Origin of the sequence: Deinococcus aquiradiocola (assembly GCF_014646915.1) — a bacterium.
Classification (GTDB): domain Bacteria; phylum Deinococcota; class Deinococci; order Deinococcales; family Deinococcaceae; genus Deinococcus; species Deinococcus aquiradiocola.
The window spans coordinates 332,932-357,582 of the sequence record NZ_BMOE01000003.1 but is presented as its reverse complement, the minus strand read 5'-3'; the positions used below and the strand labels follow the sequence as shown (position 1 = coordinate 357,582).

The following is a 24,651-nucleotide window of genomic DNA, read 5'->3' as shown; positions in this document are numbered from 1 at the left end:
ACCTGCGCGCCCTGAGGTCCGGCCCTGCGCCTACTCGGCGTGCGGGAGGACGCGGGCGTCCCCGTCCGCCGGGAGGGGACCGCTGTCGTCCTTGAGGTCCACACCGCTCAGCTCGCGCCGCAGGGCCGCCCCCACCAGGTGCCGAAGCGTCCACGCGGCCGCCCGCGCCTGCAGACCGGCGGGCCGGATGTTGGACACGCAGTTGCGGGCCGAGTCGGGCGTGACGGCGCGCGGCGCGAACGTGAGGTACGCGCCGAGACTGTCGGGACTGCTCAGGCCGGGACGCTCCCCGATCAGGACCAGCGCGAGCCGCGCGCCGAGCGCGAGGGCCACGCCGTCCCCCAGTGCCACGCGGGCCTGCGAGGCGAGCGTGACGGGCGCGAACGTGAAGCCCTCCGCGCGCAGGGCAGGGAGGAGCAGCGTCAGGAGCGGCATGACCTGCGCGAGCGCCCCGGCAGACAGGCCGTCCGCGACGACGACCGCGATGTCCGCCGGTCCAGCAGTCCGGGCGGCCTGCAGCGCGGGAAGCGCGCCCGGGTGCAGGGTGCGGCCCAGGTCCGGGCGGCGCAGGTACGTGGCGCGGTCCGGAGCGCGGCTGCGGACCTCCAGCACCGCCTCGCCCGCCGCTTCCAGCTGCGCGCGCAGGCCCGCGAAGTCCGCGCGGTCGTGCACGGCGTCCCGCGCGGCCGCGTGCGCCTGCGTGAACGCCAGCAGGTCACGCGTCGTCATGGACGTGCCGCTGCGTCCCAGCGCGACGCGCGCGTCCGTGTAATCGCGCAGGGCCTCCCACGCGGACACGGCACGCTCCGGCGGGAGTGCCGGGTCGCTGCCGCTCACCGGGCCAGCTCCAGCCCGCCCAGCAGGGCGTGCACGCGGGCCTCGTCCGGGTCGCGCAGCTGGCCGGCGCGCGTCACGCCCGCCGACTCCAGCCACGCCGCGAACTCCGGCGCGGGCGGCCGCCCGAAGATGCGCCTCAGGTACCACGCGTCGTGAAAGGACGTGCTCTGGTAGTTCAGCATGATGTCGTCCGCGCCGGGAATACCCATGATGAACGTCACGCCCGCCGCGCCCAGCATGGTGAGCAGCACGTCCATGTCGTCCCCGTCCGCCTCGGCGTGGTTGGTGTAACAGATGTCGCAGCCCATCGGGAGGCCCAGCAGCTTGCCGCAGAAGTGGTCCTCCAGGCCCGCCCGGACGATCTGCCGACCGTCGTACAGGTACTCCGGCCCGATGAACCCCACCACGGTGTTCACGAGCAGCGGCCGGAACTGCCGGGCGACCGCGTACGCGCGCGCCTCCACCGTCCCCTGGTCCACGCCGTGATGTGCGCCCGCCGACAGGGCGCTCCCCTGGCCCGTCTCGAAGTACATGACGTTGTCCCCGAAGCCGCCCGCGAGCTGCTCGCCGCGCCTCAACCCGAGGGCGGCGTCGTGCGCCTCGGCCAGCAGCGCCAGGTCGATCCCGAAGCCCTCGTTCGCGGCCTGCGTGCCCGCCACGCTCTGAAACACGAGGTCCACCGGCGCGCCGCGCCGGATGGCCTGCAGGGTGTTCGTCACGTGCGTCAGCACGCAGGTCTGCGTGGGCACGCCCGTCCCGTGCCGGAAGTCGTCCAGCAGGCGCAGCAGCGACACGCAGCTGTCCACCGAGTCGAGGGCCGGGTTCACGCCGATCACGGCGTCGCCCGCCCCGTACCGCAGGCCGTCCAGGGTGCTCGCCAGGATGCCGCGCGGGTCGTCCGTCGGATGGTTCGGCTGCAGGCGCGTGGAGAGCGTGCCGCGCGTGCCGATGGTCGTCCGGAACCGCGTGACGACCTCGACCTTCGACGCGGTCAGCACGAGGTCCTGATTCCGCATGAGTTTCGCGACGGCGGCCACCATTTCCGGCATGAGGCCCGGCGCGAGGGCCGCGAGCGCCTGCGGCGTCGCCGCGTCGCTCAGCAGCCAGTCGCGGAACCCGCCCACGCTCAGGCCCGCCACGGGCGCGAACGCCGCCGCGTCGTGCGAATCCACGATGAGGCGCGTCACCTCGTCCGTCTCGTACGGCACGAGCGGCTCCTCAAGGAACACCGCGAGCGGCAGGTCCGCCAGCACGGCGCGCGCCGCCTCCCGCTCGGCGGCACTCCCGGCCGCGAGACCCGCGAGTTCGTCCCCGGACTTCTGCGGACTGGCGCGGCCCAGCAGCGTCCTGAGGTCCGCGAAGGTGTGATGCGTGTGGCCCAGCGTGACGTGATACATCCCATGACCTCTCGGTGCCCCTGCCGGGGCGGTGCGTTCAGCCGGATTCGGACGACATCCGGCGCCTGGGGCGGGCTCGATCGGGAAAGGGCCGGACGCCCTGCGGGCGGCGGTTCAGACGGCCGTGAACGCGTTGTCCACGAACAGCTGCGCGCCGTTCACGAAGCTCGCGTCGTCCGAGGCGAGGAACAGCGCGGCGCGCGCCACCTCGTCCGGCTCGGCGAGGCGGCCCTGCTGCGCCGCGATGGCCGCGTCGCTGGTGTCCACCCCGAGCGCCTGCAGGTCCCGTACCTCGCGCAGTCCGTGCGGCGTGCGGATGAAGCCGGGGCACACGGCGTTGCAGCGGATTCCGCGGTCCCGGAACTCCACGGCGATCGCCCGCGCGAACTGGTGCACGGCACCTTTGGTGGTGTCGTACAGCACCTCCATGGGCGTGGCGGCCACGGCGCTGATGCTGGACGTGCACACGATGGCGCCCCGCCCGGCGCGCAACATGTGCGGCAGGACGGCGCGCGTCATGAGGTACATGCTCTTGACGTTCACGTTCATCAGCCAGTCCCAGTCTTCCTCGGTGGTCTCCAGGAAGGGCTTGATGACGATGGTGCCCGCGTGATTGAAGAGCACGTCCACCCCGCCGAAGGCGTGCACGGCCGCCTGCACGGCTGCGTCCACCTGCACGGCGTCCGACACGTCCGCCAGGGCGAACACGGCCTCGTGCCCGGCGGCGCGCAGTTCGGCGGCGAGCGCCTCCCCGGACGGCTGCCGGTCCACGATCACGACCCGCGCGCCTTCCGCCGCGAAGAGGCGCGAGGCGGCCTCTCCCACCCCGCCCGCACCGCCGGAGACGAGGGCGGTGCGGCCCGTGAAGCGTTGCCGGGCGGTCATCAGTCCGCGCCGGCCTCGCTGACGTGGACGGGCGGGACGTGCAGCGCCTCCAGGTTCGGCGGTCCCGCGAAGCGGCGGCGTTCCAGGCCGAACCACACGACGGCCGTCAGCAGCAGGAATCCGGCCGTGATGGGGAGCGCCTTGTCGTTGGGCGGCTGCACGCCCACCACGAAGATCCCGACCATCGCGGCGGCCACCAGGGTCGCCACCACCCGGTACGCGCCGCCGATGCTCCACGGTCCCATGCGCGTCCACGTGCGCCCGTACGCGAAGAGGCCCAGCACGATGGGCAGGCCGTAACTCAGGAAGATGAAGATCACCGTGACCGACACGATGGTGGAGTACACCGGGGTGTACAGCGTGAACAGGATGCTGATGGCCGACATCACCCAGATCGCCGCGACGGGCGACTTCAGGACCGGGTGAATGCCGCGCAGCACGCCCGAGAACGGCAGGCCGCCGTCCCGCGCGAACGCGTACGTCATGCGCGACACGCTCGTCACGGTCGCGAGGCCGCACATGAACTGCGCCACGAATATCCCGACGTACAGCAGGACGCGCAGCCAGCCGGGCAGGATGCCCATGGCGTACACGAACACCCCGTACCCGCTGGCGGCGGCGGCCTTCATGTCGGGAATGGCGAGCACCACGGCGATCAGCATGATCCACCCGAACAGGGACGCCCACACCACGCTGCTCACGATGCCGCGAGGCACGGCGCGCTGCGCGTCCATGGTCTCCTCGGCGGTGTGCGCGGACGCGTCGAAGCCGGTGATGGTGTACACGGGCAGCAGCAGGCACAGCAGGAACAGGCTCGCCGTGCTGGTGTTCTGCGGCCACACGCCGCCGCCCGCGTCGCCGCTGTAGTTCGTGAACGTGACGAGGCGCGACACGTCGATGTGCGGCGCGAACGCGAGCAGCGCCACCGTCAGCACGATGGTCACGGCGAAGATCAGGTAGCCGCTCAGGTCCGTGAGGCGCGTCGTGAGCCGGATCCCGAAGTGGTTCACGAGCGCCTGGATGGCCGTGATCACGATCACGAACGTGGCCTGCGTGCCGAGGGTCGCCTTCAGGCCGAGCGCGTCCCCGAAGGCCGACATGAAGAACGAGTACGTGCCGACGTTGATCGCGCCGAGCACCGTCACCAGCCCGATCAGGTTCAGCCACGCGGTGAGCCAGCCCCACCCGCGTCCACCGAGGACGCTGCTCCAGTGGTACAGGCCGCCCGCCGTGGGGTACGCGCTGCCGATCTGCGCCATGCCGAGCGCGAACAGGACGCTGACGAGGCAGCCGACGGGCCAGCCGATCCCGATGCTGGCCCCGCCGATGGAACTGATGCCCTGCCCGAGCGAGTTGATGCCGCCCGACAGGATGCAGATGATCGAGAAACTGATCGCGAAGTTCGAGAAGCCCTTCATGCGGCGCGACAGTTCCTGCTTGTACCCCATCGCGGCGAGGGTGGCCTCGTCGGAGCTGGCGGTGGGGGAGGGGACGTGGTCCGGAGTATGGGTCACGGGAACTCCTTGATCCTCACGGCGGAGCGCTCGAAGGAGCGCTGCTCGGCCGGATGTGGCGCGGGACGGATCCCGGCGGGACGGAGTGCGTCTGCCCGGCCCGGCAGGAGTGCCGGACGGCCGGGTGCGCCGCCAGGGTGCTGGCGGGCGGGGGACGGGCGTCGGGGTGCCGGAGGCCGGTCGGTGAACTGTCGTGGCGGCCGGGGCGGGTGGCGCGGCGGTCGGTCAGCGGGGCGGGGCAGCCGGTCAGGGCTGCCGGGCCGGGGGTCGTTGTCGGGAGCCGGACGCGCGGCGCGCGGGCACTGGAGGACGGGTGGTGGCTTCGGACCCTGCGTTGGTCTTCATGCGTGAACCCCCTGCTGAAGCTGCCGGGCGGGACGCGCCCTGGCCTCGGCTTCATGAGACCGAGTGTAGCAGGCAGGCCCGCCCTCCCGGCGACGCTGGACGCGGCACGTGCAGACAGGCGAGGGCCGCGCCCGACGTCGTGTCGGGCGCGGCCCTCCGGGGTGCGCGTGCCGCGTTCAGGCGAGCGCGTCGTACCCGGGAAGCGTCAGGAAATCTACGAGCGGCGACTCGGTCGCGACGCGCCTGAAGAGCGGGCCGGCCTGCGCGTACCCGTCGCCGAGCTTGCGGAGTTCGTCGGCGAACAGGTCGTCCATCAGCTCCTGCGTGAGGGTGCGGCCGTCGTCGAGGGTGACGTGGTGGTGCAGCCACTGCCACAGCTGCGCGCGGCTGATCTCGGCGGTGGCGGCGTCCTCCATCAGGTTGTGGATGGGGACGGCCCCGCTGCCGCGCAGCCACGCGGCGAGGTACTGCACGCCGACGTTGATGTTCGTGCGGACGCCCGTCTCGGTGACTGTCTCCTCGGGCGGCGTGAGCAGGTCGGCGGCGGTGACGTGCACGTCCGCCTGCTTGCCGCTCCCGATCTGGTTCGGGGTGGGCATCAGCGCGTCGAAGACCTCCGTGGCGAGGGCGACCATGCCGGGATGCGCGACCCAGGTGCCGTCGTGGCCGTTGCGGGCCTCGCGTTCCTTGTCGGCGCGCACCTGCGCGAAGGCGCGTTCGTTGGCGGCCTCGTCGTTCTTGACGGGAATGAAGGCGCTCATCCCGCCGATGGCGGGCGCGCCGCGTCTGTGGCACGTCTGGATGGCGAGCTTGCTGTAGTTCTCCATCATGGGGACGGCCATCGTGACGCGCGCCCGGTCCGGCAGGATGCGGGTGGCGTCCTCGCGGAACTTCTTGATGTAGCTGAAGATGTAGTCCCAGCGGCCGCAGTTCAGGCCGGCGGAGTGGTCGCGCAGTTCGTACAGGATCTCGTCCATCTCGAAGGCGGCCACGATGGTCTCGATGAGGACGGTGGCGCGGACGCTGCCCTGCGGGATGCCCAGGGCGTCCTGGGCGTGCACGAACACGTCGTTCCACAGGCGCGCTTCGAGGTGCGATTCGAGTTTCGGGAGGTAGAAGTATGGGCCGCTGCCGCGCCGGAGGAGTTCCGCGGCGTTGTGGAAGAAGTACAGGCCGAAGTCGAAGAGGGACCCGGACATGGTCTCGCCGTCCACCGTGACGTGCTTCTCGGGGAGGTGCCAGCCGCGCGGGCGGACGAGGAGAACGGCGGTGCGGTCGTTCAGGCGGTAGCTCTTGCCGTTCTGTTCGAGACTGATGGTGCGGCGCACGGCGTCACGGAGGTTGATCTGCCCGGCGAGGCAGTTGTCCCAGGTGGGGGAGGAGGCGTCCTCGAAGTCGGCCATGAACATGCGCGCGCCGCTGTTGAGGGCGTTGATGATCATCTTGCGGTCGACGGGCCCGGTGATTTCCACGCGGCGGTCCTGCAGGTCCTGCGGGAGCGGCGCGACCTGCCAGTCGCCCGCGCGGACGCTGGCGGTGCCGGGCAGGAAGTCGAGCGCCTCGCCCGCGTCGAGGCGCGCCTGGCGTTCGGTGCGCGCGGCGAGCAGTTCGCGGCGGCGCGCGTCGAAGGTGCGGTGCAGTCCGGTCAGGAAGGCGACGGCGTCCGGGGTGAGGACGGTCTCGTACTCGGGTGTGAGGGGAGCGTGGATGATGAGGCCGGTGTCGGGGGTGTGCGCGGTCATGGCGTCTCCTGGGGGTGGGGGGTGGCCGGGGGCGGGCCGGACGTATTTTTCATCTGGTGAAAACTGTTTTCATTATTTTAGCGCGGCGGGAGGCGGGCCGCTCCGCCCGCACCCACCGGACCCTGTCACGGCCACGGTAACCTCCCCGCTACAGTGGGGCATGAGCACCTCCTACCGCCTCGGCGAGCACCACGTCACCGACCGCACCTTCCGCGTGCCGCTCGACCACGCCGACCCCACCGGACCGCACATCGAGGTCTTCGCGCGCGAGATCGCCGCGCCGGACGGCCCGGACAGGCCGTACCTCGTGTACTTCCAGGGCGGCCCCGGCTACGAGGCCGCGCGCCCCGTCTCGCTCCCCGAATGGATCAACCGCGCCCTGCGCGACTACCGCGTCCTGCTGCTCGACCAGCGCGGCACCGGCCGCAGCACGCCCGTCGGCACGCTGCCCGGCCTCGACCCGCACGCGCAGGCCGGGTACCTGACGCACTTCCGTGCGGACGCCATCGTCCGCGACGCCGAATTCATCCGTCAGGACCTCGGTGTGGACCGCTGGAGCGTGCTCGGTCAGAGCTTCGGCGGGTTCTGCGTCGTCACGTACCTGTCCTTCCACCCGCACGCGCTGCGCGAGGCCTTCATCACGGGCGGCCTCCCCCCACTCGGCCACACGGCCGACGACGTGTACCGCGCCACGTACGCGCGCGTCGCGGCCCGCAACGCCCAGCTGCTGGAACGCTACCCGCACCTGCAGGCCCGCGTGCAGGACATCCACGACCGTCTGACGCGCGCGCCCCTCACCCTGCCGTCCGGCGACCCGCTCACCCCGCAGCGCTTCCGGCAGCTCGGGCAGGGCCTCGGCATGGGCAGCGGCCTGGAGCGCCTGCACTTCCTGCTCGACCACCCCTACGGCTCACCCGCCTTCCTGCACGACGTGGACGCCGAATTCCCGTACGACCGCAACCCCCTGTACGCCGCGCTGCACGAGGCCTGCTACGCCGACGGGACCGCGACCCGCTGGGCCGCCGAGCGCACCCTGCCCGCCGACTTCCCGCCCACCGCCTTCACGGGCGAGATGGTGTACCCGTGGATGTTCGAGGACTCCGCAGCGCTGCGTCCCCTCGCGCAGGCAGCGGACCTGCTCGCCCGGCACGTCTGGCCGCGCCTGTACGACGAGGCGGCCCTGCAGCGCAACACCGTGCCCGTCGCGGCCCTCGTGTACGCCGAGGACATGTACGTCGAGCGCCGCTACTCCGAGGAGACGGCCGCAGGGATCGGGAACCTGCGCCTGTGGCTGACGAACGAGTACCAGCACGACGGCCTGCACGCGGACGGCGAGCGCGTCCTCGGACGCCTGATCCGGATGGCCCGCACCCCCAGGTGACCGGGACCGGCTGCCGCCTGATACGGTTTCGATCCGATTCCAGGGATGCCGGAAGCAGCACCGACATCCCTTCCATCTCCTCCAAACCGTATTTATCTGCACTCGCTTCGCTCGGCTGAACTCTACAAGTTCAGCTCAAAACCGTATGACCTGAGGATGCGGGGAAGGGCCGCTCTGCGTGCGTGCTGTCCGGACCTCCGGGCAGCTGCGCCCTGCCGCCCGCGCTAGACTGCGGAACACCCACCCGCTTCCTTCCGGTCACGCCAGACTCTCACCGGCGACGCCGCGCCCCACTGCGAGGTCCGTATGACTGAGCCTGCCCCCACCGCCTTGCCGCTCACCCGCGAGCAGAGCGTGGCGAACTTCCGCGCCGCCCTGAACACCGTCCTGACGCACCGCGAGGACTACGCCGCGCAGCGGGCCGCCTTCACGTGGCCCCGACTCGGGCTGTTCAACTGGGCGGACGACGTGTTCCGCCCGCTCGCGCAGGCCACGCCGGACGCCCCCGCCCTGATCTGGGACACGGGCCGCTGGACGTACGGTGAGCTGGAGGGCCGCGCGAACCGCGTGGGCCGCGTCCTGCAGGGGGGCGGCGTGCGGCCCGGCGAGCGCGTCCTGCTGATGGTGGGCGGCGTTCCGGACCTGTGGGCCGTGCTGATCGCCTGCATCCGTATCGGGGCGGTCGTCATCCCGGCCACCACGCTGCTGTCCCCGGAGGACCTGCAGGACCGCCTGTCGCGCGGCGAGGTGCGGCACGTGGTGGCCGAAGCAGGCGAAACCCCGAAATTCGCCGGGCTGAGCGGCTTCACCCGCTTCGTGCTCGGGCGGCCTGCGCCCGACTGGACTGCGCCCGGCTGGACGGACCTGCAGGGCGAGGCGGAAGGCGCGCCGGGCGGGCCGCTCGCGGGGCACGCGACCCTCGCGACGGACCCGCTGCTGCTGTACTTCACGAGCGGCACCACCAGCCGCCCGAAACTCGTGACGCACACGCACCAGAGCTACCCAGCCGGGCACCTCAGCACGCTCGCGTGGCTGGGCCTGCGTCCGGGCGACGTGCACTGGAACATCAGCTCGCCCGGCTGGGCGAAACACGCGTGGAGCAACTTCTTCGTGCCGCTCACGGTGGGCGCGGCCGTCGTCGTGAACAGTGACCGTTTCGACGCGCGCGCCACGCTGGAACGGGTCGTGAAGCTCGGCGTGACGAGCCTGTGCGCGCCGCCCACCGTGTGGCGCATGCTGATCCAGCAGCCGCTCGCGGCGTACCGGGGCGCGCTCCGTACGGCGCTCGGGGCGGGCGAGCCGCTCAACCCGGAGGTGATCGAGGTGGTGCAGCGCGCGTGGGGCATCACCATCCGCGACGGGTACGGGCAGACGGAGACGACCGCGCAGGTGGGGAACACGCCGGGCCAGCCGGTCCGGGCGGGCAGCATGGGCCGCCCGCTGCCCGGGTACCGGGTGGCGCTCGTCGGGCCGGACGGACAGGAGGGCGACGAGGGCGAACTGAGCCTCGACCTGCGCGAGCGGCCGCTCGGCCTGATGGTCGGTTACGCGGGCGACCCGGAACGCACGCGCGCCGCGCTGGGCGGCACGTACTACGGGACGGGCGACGTGGTGCGCCGCGACCCGGACGGGTACCTGTACTACGTGGGCCGCACCGACGACGTCTTCAAGAGCGCCGACTACCGCATCAGTCCCTTCGAACTGGAGAGCCTCCTGATCGAACACCCGCTCGTCGCGGAGGCGGCCGTGGTCCCCAGCCCCCACCCGGAGCGCCTCAGCGTCCCGAAGGCGTACGTGGTGACGGTCGAGGGCACCGTGCCGTCCCGTGACCTCGCGGCGGACATCCTGGCGTTCGCGCGCGCGCGGCTCGCGCCGTTCAAACGCGTGCGCCGCCTGGAGTTCGCGGACCTCCCCAAGACCATCAGCGGCAAGATCCGCCGGGTGGAGCTGCGGGCGCACGCGGCGACCCTCGTGCGCGGCGAACTGGAGTTCTGGGAGGAGGACTTCGCGGCGGGCGGTCCGGGCATTCCGGAGGGGCGGGACGGCTGACGTGCGGTGGGGACGCGGGCGGGCGCCGCGCGGGGCTACACTCGGCGGCATGAACACCGCCGGTCACGTGACCGCGCCGTGCCGGGGCGAACCGTGACCCGGGACGGCGACACTCCCGCCGTGCCGGACCGCGCGGCCAGCCTGCTGGCACGGTACGCGGCGGGCGACGTGCGCGCCCTGTCGCGCGGCATCACGCTCGCCGAGTCGGGCGGGCCGGACGCGCAGGCGTTCCTGCAGGGCGTCCGGGCCCGGACGCACGCCCACCCGAGGCCCGTGGTGATCGGCCTGACCGGCAGTCCCGGCAGCGGCAAGAGCACCCTCGCATCGGCGCTCGTCACGGCCCTGCGCGCGCGCGGCGTGACGGTGGGCGTGCTGGCCGTCGATCCCAGCAGTCCCTTCAGCGGCGGCGCGATCCTGGGGGACCGCATCCGCATGCTCGCCCACCACGCCGACCCGGGCGTGTTCGTGCGCTCCCTCGCGTCGCGCGGGGCGCTCGGCGGCCTGTCCGCGCGCAGCATGCAGGTCCTGAGCGTCATGGAGGGCTTCGGCTTCGGAGTGCTGCTGCTGGAAACGGTCGGCGTGGGGCAGAGCGAACTGGACATCGCGGCGCTGGCGGACCACACGGTCCTCGTGCTCACGCCTGCCGGGGGGGACGGCGTGCAGGCCTTCAAGGCGGGCATCATGGAGGTCGCGGACATCCTCGTCGTCAACAAGGCCGACCTGCCCGGCGCGGACCGGCTCGCGCGGGAACTGCGCGCCGCGCAGCTGCTCGGTCCGCACGACGAGCACACCTTCTTCCCGCCGGTCGTGCAGACGGTCGCCAGCACCGCCAGCGGCCTGGACGCCCTGCTGGACGCGGTGGACGCGCACCGCGCGCACCTGGGTGAGGCCGGGCTGCGCGGGCAGCGGCTCGAACGGGCACGCTTCGAGGTGCGTTCCGTGATCCAGGCCCACGCGCTCGCCCTGGCCCGAGGGGCGGGCGCTGGCCTGCTGGAGCGCGTCGCGTCCGGGGACCTCAGCGCCGACGACGTGGCCCGCACCCTGCTCGCCGGCCGCGTCACCCCCTGAACCGTGAGCGTCCCGCCGCGCCGGGCCACCATCACTTCAACCCGTGGAGGGAACCGAACATGCAAGACCACGACAAGACCGTCCCGACGAACGACCTCATGCCGGAGCGCCGCATCCGGGTCCTGATCGCGAAGCCCGGCATGGACGGGCACGACCGGGGCGCGAAGATCGTCGCGCGCGCCCTGCGGGACGCGGGCATGGAGGTGGTGTACACCGGCCTGCGCCAGACGGCGGAGATGATCGTGAACGCCGCCGTGCAGGAGGACGTGGACGCCATCGGGGTGAGCGTGCTGTCCGGCGCGCACATGGGGTATTTCCGGGACATCATGACGCTGCTGCGCGAGCGGGACGCGCAGGACATCCTGGTGTTCGGTGGGGGCATCATCCCGGATCAGGACCTTCCCGTCCTGGCGGAACTGGGGGTGGGGCAGGTGTTCACGCCCGGCGCGAGCACCGAGGACGCCGCCGAGTACCTGCGGCGCGAGGTCGCGGCCCGCTGGGCGCAGCAGTAGCCGGGCGCCCGCCTCAACACCTGAAGGTCCCGTCCAGGCGTCAGGGGGGTGGGGGAGGGCGGGGACGGGTGCTATCCTGAGCCAAACAAGCGTTCGTTAAACCGCTGCCCTCCGGGACGCTGCCCCTGCGGGCAGCCACCCCGTCACCTTTCCCGGTTCCCCACCGGGCCACCGTCAGGAACGAGGCCCCGCCATGAACAAGAACGAATGGATGCACAGCGTCTACGCGCCCGCCGCCCGTACCTTCCCGGAACGCAAGTACAACTTCAGCACCCTCAGCAACCAGACCCCCGACCCCCTCTACACCGCCGACGACCTGCACGACTGGGACCCGCAGCGTGACCTCGGCCACCCCGGCGAGTTCCCGTACACGCGCGGCGTGCAGCCCAGCATGTACCGCGGCCGACTGTGGACCATGCGCATGTTCGCGGGCTTCGGCAGTGCCGAACAGACCAACGAACGCTTCCACGCCCTGCTGCGCGCCGGCCAGACCGGCCTCAGCACCGCCTTCGACCTCCCCACCCTGATGGGGTACGACGCTGACCATCCCTTCAGCCGCGGCGAGGTCGGCAAGTGCGGCGTGGCCGTCAGCAGCCTCGCCGACATGGAACGCCTCTTCCAGGGCATCGACCCGACCCGCGTCACCACCAGCATGACCATCAACAGCCCCGCCAACGCCATCTGGGCCATGTACATCGCCAACGCCCAGAAGCAGGGCCACGACCTCGCCCAGCTCGGTGGGACCCTCCAGAACGACATCCTCAAGGAATTCATCGCGCAGAAGGAATTCATCTACCCGCCCGCCCCCAGCGTCCGCCTCGTCATCGACACCTTCGAATGGGGTCCCCGCCACGTCCCGAAATGGAACTTCATCAGCGTGAGCGGCTACCACATCCGCGAGGCGGGCGCGACCGCCGTGCAGGAACTCGCCTTCACGCTCGCGGACGGCTTCCACTACGTCGAGAAGGCCCTGGAACGCGGCCTCGACATCGACGAGTTCGCGCCACGCATCAGCTTCTTCTGGGACGTCCACAACGACTTCTTCGAGGAGATCGCCAAATTCCGCGCCGCGAGACGCATCTGGGCGCGCCAGATGCGCGACCGCTACGGCGCGAAGAACCCCCGCAGCCTCATGCTCCGCACGCACGCGCAGACGGCCGGCGTGAGCCTCCCCGCACAGCAGCCGCTCAACAACATCGCCCGCGTCGCCATCCAGGCCCTCGCGGCCGTGCTGGGCGGCACGCAGAGCCTCCACACCGATGCGTACGACGAGGCGCTCGCCCTGCCGACCGAGGAGGCCGCCACCATCGCCCTGCGCACCCAGCAGATCATCGCGTACGAGACGGGCGTCGCGGGCATCGTGGACCCCCTCGCGGGCAGTTACTACGTCGAGTCCCTCACCAACGACATCGAGGCGGCCGCGTTGGGGTACATCGAGCAGATCCGCGCGATGGGCGGCGTGGAGGCCGGCATCGACTCCGGGTTCTTCCAGGCGGAGATGGCCGAGGCCGCCTTCCGCTACCAGCGGGAAGTGGAGCGCCGCGAACGCATCGTGGTCGGCGTGAACGACTACGTGCAGGACGCCGTGCAGGTCCCCATCCAGCTCATCGATCCGGCGGTGGAGGTCCAGCAGGCCGAACGGCTCGCGCAGGTGCGCCGCGAACGCGACCCGCAGCGGCACGCGCAGGCCCTCGCGGCCCTCCATGACGCGGCCGTGCAGGGCCGCAACACCATGCCCGCCTTCCTGGAGTGCGCGCACGCCTACGCCACCCTCGGTGAGCAGATGGACGTGCTGCGCAAGGTGTTCGGCGAGTACGTCGAGACCGCCGTCATGTGACGTTGCATGGGGCGGGATGGCTGGAGGTCAGGCCGGACGCCCCGGTATGCTGCGGCATGGAAGCACAGACGCTGACCGAACGCGACCTGACCCTCCCGGACGGCCGCACCCTGCACGTCTACGACACGGGCGGGCAGGACGCGCGCCTCACCGTGCTGTGGCATCACGGCACGCCGAACGTCGGCCGCCCCCCGGAACCGCTGCGGGCGCTGTCCGGCACGCTCGGGGTGCGGTGGGTGTCCTTCGACCGGCCCGGGTACGGGTCGTCCACCCGGCATCCCGGCCGCGACCTCGCCAGTGTCGCGGCCGACGCCTCGCACGTGCTGGACGCGCTCGGCGTGCAGAGGTTCGCGGCTATGGGGCACTCCGGGGGCGGACCGCACGCGCTCGCCTGCGCAGCCTGGATGGGAGCAGCCCGGATGGGGGAGAGGGTAAGCGGCGTGGCGTGCCTCGCCCCGCTCGCTCCGTACGGGGCGCTGGGCCTCGACTGGTTTGCGGGCATGTGGCCGTCCGGCGTGGCGGCCCTGGAGGCCGCGCTGGCCGGACGGGACGTGAAGGAACGCTTCGAGGCGAGCGACCCGCCCTTCGATCCGCAGATGTTCACGCCTGCCGACCATGCGGCCCTGCAGGGGGAGTGGGCGTGGCTGAACACGGTGGTGGGTCCGGCCATGCTGAACGGTCCTGGCGGGCTGGTGGACGACGACCTCGCGTACGTGTCTCCGTGGGGCTTCACGCCCGACCGGGTGACGGCGCCCACGCTGCTCGCGCACGGCACGGACGACCGCGTGGTGCCCGCCAGTCACAGCGAATGGCTGGCGCGCCATCTGCCGCGCGCCGAACTGCGCCTGCGGCCCGGCGACGGGCACCTGTCGGTCCTGCACGGTGCCGCGGACGCCCTGACGTGGCTCACCGAACAGGTGTAACCGTAGGGGCGGTCAGCCGCTGACGCCGCGCCTGACGCGACTGGAACGGCGAGCACCCGCCCCGGGCAAGATGAGAGGCCGGACCCCGTAAGAGGTCCGGCCCGGCCGCATTCGTGCTCGTTCGGCGCTGTCGTCAGCAGGAAGTGGAGTCTCCCTGCCGTGTGCGGTGCATACGGTTTTGATCCGATTCCAGGGATGCCGGGAACAGCACCGACATCCCTTCCACCTCCTCAAAACCGTACTCGTTGGTGCTCGCTTCGCTCGGCTGAACTCCAAAAGTTCAGCTCAAAATCGTATCAGAAGTTGGCGAGCAGGGCGCGCAGCTTCTCGGTGTCGTTGTGGAACGCGACGATGCCCTCGGCGAGCTTCTCGTTCGCCATGGGGTTCGCGGCGAGCGCCCAGCGGAACTGCGCTTCGGTCAGTTCGCTTTCCTGCTCGTGGCCTTCGCTGGGGTTCAGCTGGCGTTCCAGGGTGCCTTCGTCGGCGGCGAGGTCCGCGAGGAGCTGCGGGCTGACGGTGAGGCGGTCGCAGCCGGCGAGCGCTTCGACCTGCGCGGCACTGCGGAAGGACGCGCCCATCACGACCGTCTGGTAGCCGTGCGCCTTAAAGTGCGCGTAGATCTTGCGGACAGACTGCACGCCGGGGTCCTCGCTGATCGGGAAGCTCTCGACGCCCTGCGCCTTCTTGTACCAGTCGGTGATGCGGCCCACGAAGGGCGAGATCAGGAACACGCCCGCCTGGGCGCACGCGACGGCCTGTTCGAGGCTGAAGACCAGCGTGAGGTTGCAGCGGATGCCGTCCTTGAGGAGCTCCTTGGCCGCCTGCACGCCTTCCCAGGTGGTGGCGAGCTTGATGAGGATGCGGTCCTTGCCGACGCCCTGCTCCTCGTACAGTTTGATGAGGTGGCGGGCCTTGGCGACCATGGCGTCCTTGTCGAAGGACAGGCGGGCGTCCACTTCGGTGGAGACGTCGCCGGGCACGATCTTGGTGAGCTCCGTGCCGATGCGGACGGTCAGCCTGTCGAGGACCGCTTCCGGGTCGCCGTCCTTGGGGGCCGCGTCGAGGAGTTCGCGGACGAGGGAGGCGTAGCCGGGCAGCTGCGCGGCCTTGAGGATGAGGGAGGGGTTGGTGGTGCAGTCGCGGGGCTGGAACTTGCGGATGGCTTCGATGTCGCCGGTGTCGGCGACGACGACGGACATCTCGCGCAGCTGTTCGAGTTTGTTCATGGTTCTCCCTGGCCGGGCGCGTGGCCCGGCGGCGTGTGTGTGGCGGCTTCGCTCCGAAACCTGTTCCGGGTCTGATCGTACCTCCGTTCGTGGGCGAGACTGTGCCGCCTGACTGGGCAGAGGCACGTCCTGACCTTCAGGAAGCGTTTAGACGTGTACGTGTGTACGCGTGTGTACACACGTAACATGAAGCCGTCCGGAATGGACGCCGTGTCAGTCCACTGTCACACCCGGAGGCGTACCGTGAGCCTCACCATGACCAGCGACACCGAACCTTCCGGGCAACGGGCAGACTCTGCCTGCCCCGCCTCAGGACGGCGCTGAATGCCCTGGGCCGCACAGACTCCCCCCCACATTCAGGCGTCCAGCCGGGTCCGCCGGATCGTGCTCACGCAGACGGCGGTGCTGGTCCTCGTGCTGATCGGGCTGTGCGCGGTCCTCTCTTACGTCACCATGTCGCGCGGCATTCAGGCGCAGCAGCACGAGGGACAGGTCATCAACCTCGCGGCCCGGCAGGGCCTGCACACCCAGCGGATCGCCGCGCTCGCACAGAGCCTGCTGATCCAGCCGCCCGGTCCCGCCCGCGACACGCTGCGCCAGGAACTGCAGGTCGCGGTGGACGACATGACCGCAGACCACGCGCAGCTCAGCGACCCGAAAGCCGAACTGTACGGCGGGTTCCCGGCCACGCAGGACATCCGTGACCTGTACTTCGGACCGTCGGCCCTCGACAGTCAGGTGCGGCGCTACCTGGAGGCCGCCCGCGCCCTGATCGCCGTGCCCGACGCGGCCCTCACGACAGGGAACACCGACCTGCAGTACCTCGTGCAGGCGGCGCGCGGGCCGCTGCCGCCCGCCCTGGACGCCGTGGTGGACATCGAGGTGCGCTGGACGACCGAACGCCTCGGTCAGCTCGACACCACGCAGCGCATCTCGCTGACGCTGACGCTCCTCGCCCTGGTCGCCGTGGGGTTCGGCGTGCTGCTGCCACTGATCCGCCGTCAGGACCGGACCTTCCTGGCCCTCGAACAGGAACGCAACTTCGCGCGGCAGCTGATGGACCTGATGGGGCAGGGACTGGCGGTGACCGGCCCGGACCACCGCTTCAGTTACGTGAATCCCGCCTTCACGCACCTGTGCGGGTACACGCCCGACGAACTGCGGCACCTCAGCCCGCTCGACCTGCTCGACCCGCAGGACCGCGCGGACTTCGTGACGGCAATGGCCGTCCCCCTCGAAGGGCACAGGACGATCACGCACACGTACCGCCACCGGGACGGGCGGGCCGTGCACGTCATGGCGGTCGTGGTCCCGCACGACCTGCCGAACGGAAAAGGCAGCATCGCCGTCGTCACGGACCTCACGGACCGCCTGCACGCCGAACAGCGCCTGCAGGAACGCGAGCGCCTGTACCGCACGCTCGCCGCGAACTTCCCGGACGGCGCGCTCATGCTCTTCGGTGCCGACTCGCGCTACACCCTGGTGGACGGCCGGGGCCTCGCCCAGGTGAACCTGCGCCCCGAAATGATGCAGGGCCGCCGACCCTCGGACCTGTTTCCCCCGTGGATCGCCGAGCAGATCGAGGCCGACTATGCCATGGCCCTCACCGGACGTACCTGCGAGCGCGAGATCCGCGCCGCCGGACGCGTGTACCTGCTGCGTACCCTGCCGCTCCCCACCTCCGACGCGCTGCCCGGCACGGCCGCGCACGGTGGACCGCTCGGCATCAGCATCGTGCAGGACGTCACGCGCGAACGGCTCGCGGAGCAGGCCCTGCAGCGCGCCGCCACGTACACGGACGCGCTGCTGCAGGTGTCTCTCCTCAGCAACCAGGACCTCACGCCCGAGGCCGCGTCCCTGAAGGCCGCCGCCATCGTCGGGCAGTGCGCGGATGTGGACTGGTGGGGACTGGCGCGCGTGAGCGAACACAGCATCGACCTGCAGACTTCCTGGGACAGCGGGCGGCGCACCGCCAACGAGGGCGCCTTCCGCGCCGCCATGGAGGCGGGCGTGCAGCGCGGCCAGGGCATGGTCTGGCGCGCCGTGACCGAACAGCGGGCCGTGTACCTCGACGACTACGCGGCCCTGCCGACCGCCCTGCCCGGCCTGCTGGAGGGCGGCGTCCGCAGCGTGGCGTTCCTGCCGCTGCCCGGCATGAGTGGAGTGGGGCACATCATGGTCGCCATCCGCCGCGAGAAGCTGCGCCCGTGGACGCAGGAGGACCGCGCGCTCTTCGAGTCGGCGGCACGCAGCATCCAGCTGAACCTGGAGCGCCGCCAGTACGTCGCGCTGCTGGAGGAAGCGGCCCTGGTGGACGCCCTGACGGGCCTCGGGAACCGCCGGGCGTTCGAGCGCGACCTGCAGAACGAACTGGACCGCACCCGCCGCAGCGGCGAACCGTTCGGGCTGCTCATGATCGACCTCGACGGCCTGAAACAGGTGAACGACCACGAGGGTCACGACCGTGGGGACGCGCTCCTCGCGACCTTCGCACGTACTCTCACGCAGAGCCTGCGCGGCGAGGACCGCGTGTACCGCCTGGGCGGCGACGAGTACGCCGCGATCCTCGTGCGGGCCGGAATGGAGGCGCAGGAGACGCTGGAGATGCGGGTCCGCCGTGCGGTGGGACGCACGCGCCTGGAGGGCTTCACGAACGTGGACGCCAGCGCCGGGATCGCGTTCGCGCTGCAGGAGGAACTGCAGGCGGACGCCCTGATGCGCCGTGCGGACGAACGCATGTACCGGCAGAAGCAGCAGCACCGGCTGGCCCGCCAGGACCCGGGCCGCCCCTGAACGCGGATCACCGCGGCGCAGCGGCGGGGCAGGACTTCGGCCAGGCGCCCGCACCCGTTCAGCGCAGAAAGGTGTCGGTCAGGTCCTGCACCGGCAGCGGGCGGCTGAACAGGTAGCCCTGCAGCAGTTCGCCGTTCACGCTGCGGATGAAGTTCGCCTGCGCTTCGTTCTCCACACCTTCGGACGTCACGGAGAGGCCCAGGGCGTGCGCGAGCAGCATCACGGCCCGTACCACGTTCTCGGGCGTGCCCTGGTCGTCGCCGGTGACGCCATCCATGAAGGACCGGTCGATCTTCAGGGACGTGAGCGGAAAGCGCCGCAGGTACGACAGACTGCTGTACCCGGTCCCGAAGTCGTCGAGGGCGAGCCGCACGCCCAGATCGCGCAGGGCGCGCAGGGTCGCCTCGGCGTCCGGGATGTCCATCAGGACGCCCTCAGTGATCTCCAGGATCAGCGCTTCAGGCGGAATGCCGCTCACTTCCAGCGCGTCCCGTACCGTGCCGATCAGGTCCGGCTGCCAGAACTGCCGGGGGCTGAGGTTCACGCTGACGCTCAGGTGCGGGTGCGTGCGGTGCCACTCCGCGAGATGCATGCAGGCTTGCCGCAACACCCACGCGCCGATCGTCAGGATCAATCCGGTGCTCTCGGCGAGCGGAATGAACTGTGCGGGGCTCACAAGGCCCAGGCGCGGGTGGTGCCAGCGGATGAGGGCTTCCGTGCCGACGAGCGCGCGGGTCTGCGCGTGCACGATCGGCTGGTGAAACAGTTCGAGCTCACCGCGTTCCTGGGCGCGGTACAGGTCCGCTTCCAGCGAGATGACGGCCGTGTCCTGCCGCAGCAGGTCCGGCTGGTATGTGGCGACGTGCGTGCCGGTGCGTTTGGCGTGGTACATGGCGAGGTCCGCCGCGCTGAGCAGCTGTTCCGGGTCGCGGCCGTGGTCGGGCGTGAACGCGAGCCCCAGGCTGGCACTCACGAAGACCTCCTGGCCGTTCAGGTCGAAGGGCCGGTCGAAGCACGCGTGCAGGTGCTTCGCGATGCGCTCCTGGAATACGGCCGGGTCGCTGCTGAACGGCAGGATGAACGTGAACTCGTCGCCGCCCATACGGGCGATGGTGTCGGTGGGACGGAAGGTCCCGGTGAGGCGCCGGGCGACCTGCACGAGCAGGCGGTCACCGGCGGTGTGGCCGAGCGTGTCGTTGATGGTCTTGAAGCGGTCGAGGTCCAGCAGGCCGACCGCGACGCGGGCGTGATCGCGTGAGGTGGCGTGGATGGCCTGCGTGAGCAGTTCGAGGTACAGGGGGCGGTTGGGGAGGCCGGTGAGACTGTCGTGCAGGGCGAGGCGCTGCATCTCACCGAGCGCGGCCGACCGTTCGAGGATCAGCGTGGCGAGGCCGGCCGCGTCCGCGAGCGCCACGAGTTCGGCCGGGGTGGGCCTGCGCGCCTCTCTGGGAAAGATGGAGATCACGCCCAGCGGCCGTTCCTCTGCGCGGCTCGGCAGGATCGGGTAGACCCACATGGCCTGCACGGCGTTCTCTTCGAGCAGGGCCACGACGCCGTCCTTGAGCTGGACGCCCGGAGCGTGGATGTTCTCGACCACCACGAGTTCGCGGGAGTTCACGGCCCGCACGGTCGCACCCTGATCGCGGCTCAGGTCGACACGGTCGATGCGGTCCACGTGGGCGTGCGCGAGGTCACGGAGTTGCGCGCGGTCGGTCTGCTCGCTCGCGAGAAGGGTGAGGAGGTCGCCGTTGCGGATCCAGGCGGTGACGGGCAGGGTCTGGAGGTCGAGGGATACGAGGCGGCAGATGGCGGTCAGCACGTCTTCCGGAGGTCGGCCCTCGGCGGCCATCTCGAGGATGTCGCGCCGCGCCTGCTCGTGCTGTTCGCGCTTCACTTCGGCTGTCACGTCGCGCTGCACGCTCACCCAGTGCGTAAACCAGCCGCTGCGGTCGGCGACGGGCGTGATGCTGAGCTGCACCCAGAAGGGCGTGCCGTCCTTGCGGTAGTTCAGGACCGTCTCGCTGATGCTGTCCCAGCGCGCGAGCCCGTCCCGGATGCGGTCGAGGGCGGCGCGGTCCGAGGCAGGGCCCTGCAGGATGCGGGGCGTGAGGCCCACGATCTCCTCGGGCGCGTAGCCGGTCATGTCGGTGAACGCCTCGTTGACGTACACGACCCTGGGACCCGGCGGGTGGGTCGGCTGCGCCTCGGCGATCACGACGGCCTCGCGGGCGTTCACGACCACCGATTCCAGCAGCCGAAGGCGTTCCTCTTCCAGGCGGCGCTGCGTGACGTCGGTGAGGGAGATGGACAGGCCGCCCGCGCTGCGGTTGACGCGTACGTCCAGCCAGACGGGCTGTTCAGGGTGCCTCGTCTCGAAGGTCATGCGCCCCCCGGTCGCGAGGACCATCCGGTACGCCTCGTCGAAGGGCGCGGCGTACAGCCAGGGGGCGTGTTCGCGCAGGTGGGCCGGGGTGCCGGGCGGGAGGTGCAGGAGGGTACGGGCGGCCTCGTTGAGGTATTCGAGATTCAGGTCCGTGCCGAGCGACAGGACGCTCACGCCGACGCTGTCGAGCACCGTCTGCATCTGGAGGCGCGAGTCGGTCAGGTCGCGCTGCAAACGGTGTTTCTCGATGGCGCGCTCCACGGTCCGCAGCAGTTCGTGTGCCTTGAGCCGCCCCTTGACGATGTAGTCCTGCGCGCCGGCGTTCATGGCGTTCACGGCGATCTCCTCGTCGCCGACGCCGGTCATCAGGATGATGGGCGTCTGTGTTCCGGCGACGCTCAGGAATTCGAGGCCGGTCATGTCGGGCAGGTTGTAGTCGAGCAGGACGCAGTCGGGCGGGTCGCGGCGCAGGGCGTCGAGGCCGTCCTCGCCGAGTTCCTCGCTGGTGCAGGAGAGGGGGTGTGCGGTCGCCTGCCGCAGCAGTCGGGTGTAGATTTCGGCGTCTTCGGGGCTGTCGTCCACGATCAGGACGCGCAGTGCCCGGGGCGGGGTGGGGGCCTCGGTGGGGTGGGCAGGCGTCATGACGGGTCCGGGGCCAGGCAGGTGTTCCGGTGTGGTGGTTGACCCTGTGGCACGTCTTCACTGTACCCTTCCGGGTCTGACTCGGGTCTGTCAGGCGTTCACAGACGAGGGGTCCGGGCCGGCCCATCCCGGATTCGGCACTTGGCATACACAATCCTAATTATTCTGTTATAAGATAAATCAAGAGGTGCCTGTTCCGGCATCGCCCTGGAGGACCACCCATGCTCACCGACGACAAACGCAAGGCCCTCACGACGGCCATGACCCAGATCGAGAAGAACTTCGGCAAGGGCAGCATCATGATGCTCGGCGCCGAGAGCCGCCTCGACGTGCACACCATCAGCACCGGCAGCCTCAGCCTCGACGTCGCGCTCGGCGTGGGCGGCATCGCCCGCGGCCGCATCACCGAGATTTACGGCCCCGAATCCGGCGGCAAGACCACCCTGGCCCTCAGCGTCATCGCGCAGTGCCAGAAGGCGGGCGGCACGGCCGCCTTCATCGACGCCGAACACGCCCTCGACCCCGCCTACGCCAGAGCGCTCGGCGTCAACACCGACGAACTGCTCGTGTCGCAGCCGGACAACGGCGAGCAGGCACTCGAGATCATGGAACTCCTCGTGCGTTCCGGCGCGGTGGACATCGTGGTGGTGGACAGCGTCGCGGCCCTCACGCCGCGTGCCGAGATCGAGGGCGACATGGGCGCCAGCCTCCCCGGTCTGCAGGCCCGCCTGATGAGCCAGGCGCTCCGCAAGCTCGCAGGCGTGCTCTCCAAGACCGACACGGCCGCCATCTTCATCAACCAGGTGCGCGAGAAGATCGGCGTGATGTACGGCAACCCCGAGACCACGACGGGCGGCAAGGCCCTGAAGTTCTACGCCACCATGCGCCTTGACGTGCGCAAGATCGGGCAGCCGAACAAGGAGAACAACGAGGCCGTCTCGCACACCGTCAAGATCAAGGTCATCAAGAACAAGGTCGCGCCGCCCTTCAAGGAGGTCGAGCTGACCATCGGCTACGGCACCGGCTTCGATCAGGTCTCGGACCTCGTGACGCTCGCCACCGACGCCGAGATCATCCGCAAGGCCGGCAGCTTCTACAGCTACGGCGACGACCGCATCGGGCAGGGCAAGGACAAGGCCATCGCGTACATCGCGGAACGCCCCGCCCTGCAGGCCGAGATCCGCACGAAGGTCCTCGCGGCCATCGAGCACGGCCGTGAGTTCGTGACGGCCCTGCAGACCGGCGCGCCCGTCTCGGCCGCGGAGACGCCCGACCTCGGCTGACCTGCCCGCGCACCTCCGTGTTCCCCGTCCGGCGGGGCGCGACCCCTCCCCTCAGTCCAGGGTGACGGGGTCGCGCCCCGCTCCTATGTTGCTGCCCGTCCCGGCGAGGCCGGTGATCAGGGCGTCCAGGCCGCGCTCGAAGCCGCCTGCTGGGCCGCTCGCGCCGAACTGTCCGCTGGCCTCCAGCGCGACGAAGCCGTGCAGGAAGCACCAGAACGCGACCACACCGGAGGTGTCGTCCTGGCGTCCCGTGACCTGCCCGACCAGGTTCAGCAGGGCGCGCCAGAGGTCCTTGCCGGGTCCTTCCGGGCTGAGCGCCAGGGGGCGCGGGGCGTGCATCAGGGCGTACAGGCGCGGTCGGCTGTGCGCGAAGCGCAGGTACGTGTGGGCGGCCTGCCGCATGGCGTCCTCGGGGGAGAGGGCACGTGTGTCGGCCTGCAGCTGCTGCAGCAGGAGGCGGCTGCCTTCGTCGGCGATGGCGGTGTCGAGGGTGTCGCGGTCGGCGTAGTGGCGGTACAGGCTGGAGGCGCGTACGCCGAGCGCGTCGGCCAGGGAGCGCAGGCTGAGGGGGGCGTCCGGTGGTTCGCCGGGCGTGCGTGGCCCCTCTTCGACGAGGGTCATGGCGGTCTGCAGGATCGTGTCGCGGCTGAGTTTGGCGGGGAACGGCATACCGAACACTGTACGTCTTGACGACCCGTCTCCAAAGACGTACAGTGTTCGCAACAAAGACGAACGACGTTCACGTTCGCGCAGGAGTCCCCATGAGCATCCGCCAGCACGGCCCCCACCTCTACCAGCTCACCCGATTCGGCAGCTTCAACAGCTACCTCCTGCGCGACGGCGACACCCTCACCGCCATCGACACCGGCCTCAGCGGCGTCCGCACCATCACCCACGCCGCCCGGCTCATCGGCCTGCCCATCACCAGACTCCTCATCACGCACGCCCACGCCGATCACGCCAGCGACCTCGACACCCTCCACACCCAGCACCCCGACCTGCAGACCTACGTCTCAACCCGCGACGCCCGCTTCCTCGGCGGCGAACGCCACCTCGACCCGCACGAACAGCTCCCCGGCGCTGCCCTGCGCGGCAGCTACGTCACCACCCGCACCACCCCCACCCGCACCCTCCAGGACGGCGACCAGATCGGACCGTTCCTCGCCGTCGCCACACCCGGCCACACGCCCGGCCACCTCGCCTACCTCGACACCCGCGACGGCACCCTCATCGCCGGAGACGCCTACCAGACCGCCACCGGCACCGCCGTCAGCGGCGACCTGAAACCCCTCTTCCCCTTCCCGGCCCTCGCCACCTGGCACGCGCCCACCGCACTCCAGAGCGCCCGCCGCCTCCAGCGCCTCAACCCCACCCGCCTCGCCGTGGGCCACGGCCCCGTCCTCGACCACCCCACAGGGCAGATGCAGGCCGCCGCCGACCACCTCGAACGCCGCCTCACACGAAACTGAACTCCGGCAGATCACCCGAGTGGCACGCGAACCCGCCGCCCGGACGCGAACACCAGACCATACGCCGCGGCTGGCCCCGCGCGGCGCGACACCAGCGGCACGACACGTCAACGCGGGGAAGCAGGACACGGCGCCCCGCACCCCGCGCAGATCATCCTGCCAGCCAGGCTTCCAGTTCCGCCCGACCGCCCCGCTGGGACCGCCCGCCACTCAGGCTGCGCCACACCCAGCCGTCCGCACGCAACTGCACCGTCCCCACCGACCCGCCCGGCAGCAACACGTGGTACAGCGGCCCCACCAGCACATCATCCAGAGCGGGCAGCAGTTCACCGGGCAGAAACATCGAATTCATCGCCCCCACCCTA

18 protein-coding genes are annotated in these 24,651 nt (G+C 70.8%); 9 read left to right on the top strand and 9 right to left on the bottom strand.

The window, feature by feature from the left end; genetic code table 11:
- Nucleotides 1-30: 30 nt before the first annotated feature.
- The 5 genes from eutC to aceB all read right to left on the bottom strand — a co-directional run bounded on the left by eutC (nt 31) and on the right by aceB (nt 6,720).
- Complete coding sequence (gene eutC, locus IEY33_RS07145) at nt 31-837, bottom strand: ethanolamine ammonia-lyase subunit EutC (protein WP_229670850.1); 807 nt, start codon at nt 835-837, stop codon at nt 31-33.
- Nucleotides 834-2,234, bottom strand: coding sequence for an ethanolamine ammonia-lyase subunit EutB (locus IEY33_RS07140; RefSeq protein WP_188961580.1), 1,401 nt, complete (start codon nt 2,232-2,234; stop codon nt 834-836). Before IEY33_RS07140 ends, eutC begins: the two co-directional genes overlap by 4 nt.
- Before the next feature lie 114 nt (nt 2,235-2,348).
- Nucleotides 2,349-3,119 (bottom strand): SDR family NAD(P)-dependent oxidoreductase, encoded by a 771-nt coding sequence (locus IEY33_RS07135; RefSeq protein WP_188961579.1) that lies wholly within the window; start codon nt 3,117-3,119, stop codon nt 2,349-2,351.
- Nucleotides 3,119-4,633, bottom strand: coding sequence for an amino acid permease (locus tag IEY33_RS07130; RefSeq protein WP_229670849.1), 1,515 nt, complete (start codon nt 4,631-4,633; stop codon nt 3,119-3,121). The genes IEY33_RS07135 and IEY33_RS07130 overlap by 1 nt, the downstream gene beginning before the upstream one ends.
- Before the next feature lie 521 nt (nt 4,634-5,154).
- Nucleotides 5,155-6,720, bottom strand: coding sequence for a malate synthase A (gene aceB / locus IEY33_RS07120; protein WP_188961577.1), 1,566 nt, complete (start codon nt 6,718-6,720; stop codon nt 5,155-5,157).
- A 160-nt stretch (nt 6,721-6,880) separates the two neighbouring features.
- Between aceB and IEY33_RS07115 the strand changes: the two genes are divergently transcribed.
- From IEY33_RS07115 to IEY33_RS07090, 6 genes are all read left to right on the top strand, one after another.
- Nucleotides 6,881-8,101, top strand: coding sequence for an alpha/beta fold hydrolase (locus IEY33_RS07115; RefSeq protein ID WP_188961576.1), 1,221 nt, complete (start codon nt 6,881-6,883; stop codon nt 8,099-8,101).
- A gap of 306 nt (nt 8,102-8,407) precedes the next feature.
- Nucleotides 8,408-10,150 (top strand): AMP-binding protein, encoded by a 1,743-nt coding sequence (locus IEY33_RS07110; protein WP_188961575.1) that lies wholly within the window; start codon nt 8,408-8,410, stop codon nt 10,148-10,150.
- A 93-nt stretch (nt 10,151-10,243) separates the two neighbouring features.
- Nucleotides 10,244-11,218: a methylmalonyl Co-A mutase-associated GTPase MeaB gene (gene meaB / locus IEY33_RS07105; RefSeq protein WP_229670848.1), complete on the top strand. Its 975-nt coding sequence runs from the start codon at nt 10,244-10,246 to the stop codon at nt 11,216-11,218.
- Nucleotides 11,219-11,316: 98 nt separating this feature from the next.
- Nucleotides 11,317-11,730, top strand: a complete 414-nt coding sequence (locus IEY33_RS07100) for a cobalamin B12-binding domain-containing protein (protein WP_188961721.1) — start codon at nt 11,317-11,319, stop codon at nt 11,728-11,730.
- A 193-nt stretch (nt 11,731-11,923) separates the two neighbouring features.
- Nucleotides 11,924-13,567 carry a methylmalonyl-CoA mutase family protein gene (locus IEY33_RS07095; RefSeq protein WP_188961574.1) on the top strand — a complete coding sequence of 548 codons (1,644 nt, stop codon included), beginning with the start codon at nt 11,924-11,926 and terminating at the stop codon, nt 13,565-13,567.
- Between the two features lie 56 nt (nt 13,568-13,623).
- A complete protein-coding gene (locus tag IEY33_RS07090; protein ID WP_188961573.1) occupies nt 13,624-14,490 on the top strand; it encodes an alpha/beta fold hydrolase in 867 nt (288 codons plus the stop codon).
- A 296-nt stretch (nt 14,491-14,786) separates the two neighbouring features.
- Here IEY33_RS07090 and tal read toward each other — a convergent pair whose 3' ends face one another.
- A complete protein-coding gene (gene tal / locus IEY33_RS07085; protein ID WP_188961572.1) occupies nt 14,787-15,716 on the bottom strand; it encodes a transaldolase in 930 nt (309 codons plus the stop codon).
- Nucleotides 15,717-16,040: 324 nt separating this feature from the next.
- Here tal and IEY33_RS07080 point away from each other — a divergent pair, with 324 nt between their 5' ends.
- Nucleotides 16,041-18,509 (top strand): diguanylate cyclase domain-containing protein, encoded by a 2,469-nt coding sequence (locus IEY33_RS07080; protein ID WP_188961571.1) that lies wholly within the window; start codon nt 16,041-16,043, stop codon nt 18,507-18,509.
- 58 nt (nt 18,510-18,567) lie between these two features.
- On the opposite strand, the gene IEY33_RS07075 is transcribed toward IEY33_RS07080, so the two are convergent.
- A complete protein-coding gene (locus IEY33_RS07075; RefSeq protein WP_188961570.1) occupies nt 18,568-21,534 on the bottom strand; it encodes an EAL domain-containing protein in 2,967 nt (988 codons plus the stop codon).
- A 221-nt stretch (nt 21,535-21,755) separates the two neighbouring features.
- Between IEY33_RS07075 and recA the strand changes: the two genes are divergently transcribed.
- On the top strand, nt 21,756-22,817 hold the full coding sequence (recA, locus tag IEY33_RS07070; RefSeq protein WP_188961569.1) for a recombinase RecA: 1,062 nt from the start codon (nt 21,756-21,758) through the stop codon (nt 22,815-22,817).
- 51 nt (nt 22,818-22,868) lie between these two features.
- On the opposite strand, the gene IEY33_RS07065 is transcribed toward recA, so the two are convergent.
- Nucleotides 22,869-23,486: a TetR/AcrR family transcriptional regulator gene (locus tag IEY33_RS07065; RefSeq protein ID WP_229670847.1), complete on the bottom strand. Its 618-nt coding sequence runs from the start codon at nt 23,484-23,486 to the stop codon at nt 22,869-22,871.
- A gap of 92 nt (nt 23,487-23,578) precedes the next feature.
- Between IEY33_RS07065 and IEY33_RS07060 the strand changes: the two genes are divergently transcribed.
- Complete coding sequence (locus tag IEY33_RS07060; RefSeq protein WP_188961567.1) at nt 23,579-24,286, top strand: MBL fold metallo-hydrolase; 708 nt, start codon at nt 23,579-23,581, stop codon at nt 24,284-24,286.
- Between the two features lie 151 nt (nt 24,287-24,437).
- On the opposite strand, the gene IEY33_RS07055 is transcribed toward IEY33_RS07060, so the two are convergent.
- Nucleotides 24,438-24,638 carry a hypothetical protein gene (locus IEY33_RS07055; protein ID WP_188961566.1) on the bottom strand — a complete coding sequence of 67 codons (201 nt, stop codon included), beginning with the start codon at nt 24,636-24,638 and terminating at the stop codon, nt 24,438-24,440.
- Nucleotides 24,639-24,651: the final 13 nt, after the last annotated feature.

Coding starts and splice junctions, on each gene's coding strand:
- IEY33_RS07065 (WP_229670847.1), bottom strand. CDS start 23,486: ATGCCGTTCCCCGCCAAACTCAGCCGCGACACGATCCTGCAGACCGCC.
- IEY33_RS07075 (WP_188961570.1), bottom strand. CDS start 21,534: ATGACGCCTGCCCACCCCACCGAGGCCCCCACCCCGCCCCGGGCACTG.
- aceB (WP_188961577.1), bottom strand. CDS start 6,720: ATGACCGCGCACACCCCCGACACCGGCCTCATCATCCACGCTCCCCTC.
- IEY33_RS07140 (WP_188961580.1), bottom strand. CDS start 2,234: ATGTATCACGTCACGCTGGGCCACACGCATCACACCTTCGCGGACCTC.
- IEY33_RS07095 (WP_188961574.1), top strand. CDS start 11,924: ATGAACAAGAACGAATGGATGCACAGCGTCTACGCGCCCGCCGCCCGT.
- IEY33_RS07055 (WP_188961566.1), bottom strand. CDS start 24,638: ATGAATTCGATGTTTCTGCCCGGTGAACTGCTGCCCGCTCTGGATGAT.
- IEY33_RS07090 (WP_188961573.1), top strand. CDS start 13,624: ATGGAAGCACAGACGCTGACCGAACGCGACCTGACCCTCCCGGACGGC.
- IEY33_RS07135 (WP_188961579.1), bottom strand. CDS start 3,119: ATGACCGCCCGGCAACGCTTCACGGGCCGCACCGCCCTCGTCTCCGGC.
- IEY33_RS07110 (WP_188961575.1), top strand. CDS start 8,408: ATGACTGAGCCTGCCCCCACCGCCTTGCCGCTCACCCGCGAGCAGAGC.
- IEY33_RS07080 (WP_188961571.1), top strand. CDS start 16,041: ATGCCCTGGGCCGCACAGACTCCCCCCCACATTCAGGCGTCCAGCCGG.
- IEY33_RS07060 (WP_188961567.1), top strand. CDS start 23,579: ATGAGCATCCGCCAGCACGGCCCCCACCTCTACCAGCTCACCCGATTC.
- IEY33_RS07115 (WP_188961576.1), top strand. CDS start 6,881: ATGAGCACCTCCTACCGCCTCGGCGAGCACCACGTCACCGACCGCACC.
- recA (WP_188961569.1), top strand. CDS start 21,756: ATGCTCACCGACGACAAACGCAAGGCCCTCACGACGGCCATGACCCAG.
- tal (WP_188961572.1), bottom strand. CDS start 15,716: ATGAACAAACTCGAACAGCTGCGCGAGATGTCCGTCGTCGTCGCCGAC.
- IEY33_RS07100 (WP_188961721.1), top strand. CDS start 11,317: ATGCCGGAGCGCCGCATCCGGGTCCTGATCGCGAAGCCCGGCATGGAC.